Consider the following 2,021-nt stretch of genomic DNA (forward strand, 5'->3'; position numbering starts at 1 on the left):
AACCGCGCAGTATGAAGCAGCCGTCGGCATCCGCGCCCGCCCCGCCTCGGTGGAGTCGTGGGCTGTCATCGGCCCACCGCCTTCACCGCCCGGCCGAGGCCGGGGACCGAGCGGGTGACCTGCTGCACGACGATCACCCGCACCGCCGCGCCGAGCATGTTCACCCCGCGGCCGCTGTTGCCGGTGGCCACGTAACGGCGCATGAGGGTGGGCACCCGCAGCGCCGTCCACAGCATGACGATCACGACGAACAGGTTGATCACCCCGCCGGGTTCGACCGGCAGGCCCAGCGCGGGCAGCAGATGGTTGGGGTCGGTGAGCATCCACTGCCCGGCGTAGAGGGTGAAGCCCTGCACCACCGGCACCGCGAGCACTCCGATGTAGGAGCGCCACCACAGGCGCGCCAGCGGGTCGGTGTGCGGCAGCGCGTGACAGGCCAGGGCGAGGGGCGCGGCGGCGGTGAGGACGAGCACAACGACGAAGCGGACGATCACGCTGAACGCGGTGCCGGCGAGGAGGACGGCGATGATCGCCACGCAGATCACGAACAGCAGCACCGCCGTCTTGTCTTGTCCGGCGGCGATGTGTGTCTTGATCGCCCGCAGGGCGCTGGCGCTGTCGCCCGCAGGTGTGGTGAGCGCGCCGGTCAGGGCGTTGGCCAGGTCGATGAGCATGCCGCACCACAGCTGTGAGAAGTGCGCGGTGACGAACCCGACGATCAGCCGGGGGATGAGGTCCTTGACGGTGTAGCGGGTGGTCTCACTGCCGCCGGCGGTCATGGTGAGCACACCGGCGGTGACAAAGGCGAGGACGAAGACGGTGTCGACGACGAGGACGGAACGGCCGGTCAGGGCCTGCACCTGAGGCAAGGCCGTGACGTTCGGGGTGACCAGCAGCACGCCGGTGATCACCTCGAACAGCGCGTCCAACGTCGCGAGGATCGCCGCCGCCATCCAGTCCAGGATCTGGTCGAGCAGCCAACCCATGTCAGCCTCCGACGATTCCGCGGACGATCTGCAGCAGGATCGGCGCGAGAACGGCGAGGCCGTAACCGATCAGCGCGTTCTTCAACGCGGCCTTGGCCCGCTCGACCTGGGTGGGGTCGCCGCCGGCGGTGGCCCAATAGACCCCGGCGAGGACAAGGAACAGAGTGGCGAGCGCGGCGAGGATGCCCATCACCCAGGTCTGCAGGTTGCCGATCACGACCGGCAGCGGATACGGACCACCGTCCTTGGGATCCGCGGGGGCGGCGTGCGCGGCGGCCGGCGCCGACAACAACAACACCACCACGCCGGTGACGGCGGCGCGGCGGACGGTACGGGAGCGGGTGAGGGCACGAAGACGTGCCGAAATGCGGAACATGACTCTTTCACCTCCGGCCCCGCCGACGCCCGAGGGACACGGCGAGGTGCTAGCGGATGGTCACCGAAGACCGCCGCCGGGCCGCAGACGGGACGCGCCACGAACCAGACCATCCCCGGGAGGAGCCCTTCCTCCCTTGTCGGGTAGCGGTGTTCGATGAGGTGTCAGCGCACCAAGCACTGCGCGGCACCCGAGGCGTCCAGCACGACGTGCGGCCCGACCGAGTGCGGACCCGGCGGCGGGCGGGATCCTCACCACGCCGTGGGTGCGACGAGAAGTCCCGCACCCCCAAACCGGCGGTTGTGTGCTCTGGCGAACGCCCCCGGTTCTCACCGCCACTCACAGCGGCACACAGCAACTCACCACATCTCGCGCCGATTGGGCTCCGCCTCGGGCCGGTGCGATGGCGGATGTCTGCCAAAGCGACGTGCGACACCTGGTCGAGTCGTGGCCGTATCAGGCGCGGCTGTCAGACACGAAGCGCCACGGACAGGATGCCCATGACGGTGATGAGTGTCGATGACACGGCGTGGATGAACCGTCCCGTGACAATCGCCACCGATGTCACCGCTGCACCCGTCACCGTGCCGCTGACATGACCTTCGGTGCCGGTGTCCGACCGGCTCTAAGAGCCTGGTAAATAAGGGTTCGGGCGGTCG

General features: G+C 69.1%; 2 protein-coding genes. Both read right to left on the reverse strand.

What is annotated here, in order from left to right; all coding sequences use genetic code 11:
- Positions 1–65: 65 nt before the first annotated feature.
- A complete protein-coding gene (locus A6A27_RS08310; RefSeq protein ID WP_073833962.1) occupies positions 66–986 on the reverse strand; it encodes a conjugal transfer protein TrbL family protein in 921 nt (306 codons plus the stop codon).
- Position 987: 1 nt separating this feature from the next.
- Entirely contained in the window at positions 988–1,362 is a 375-nt protein-coding gene (locus A6A27_RS08315; protein WP_073833963.1) for a pilin, read from the reverse strand.
- Positions 1,363–2,021 lie beyond the last annotated feature (659 nt).

The organism is Micromonospora sp. CB01531 (assembly GCF_001905095.1).
Taxonomy (GTDB): domain Bacteria; phylum Actinomycetota; class Actinomycetes; order Mycobacteriales; family Micromonosporaceae; genus Micromonospora.

Coding starts and splice junctions, on each gene's coding strand:
- A6A27_RS08310 (WP_073833962.1), bottom strand. CDS start 986: ATGGGTTGGCTGCTCGACCAGATCCTGGACTGGATGGCGGCGGCGATC.
- A6A27_RS08315 (WP_073833963.1), bottom strand. CDS start 1,362: ATGTTCCGCATTTCGGCACGTCTTCGTGCCCTCACCCGCTCCCGTACC.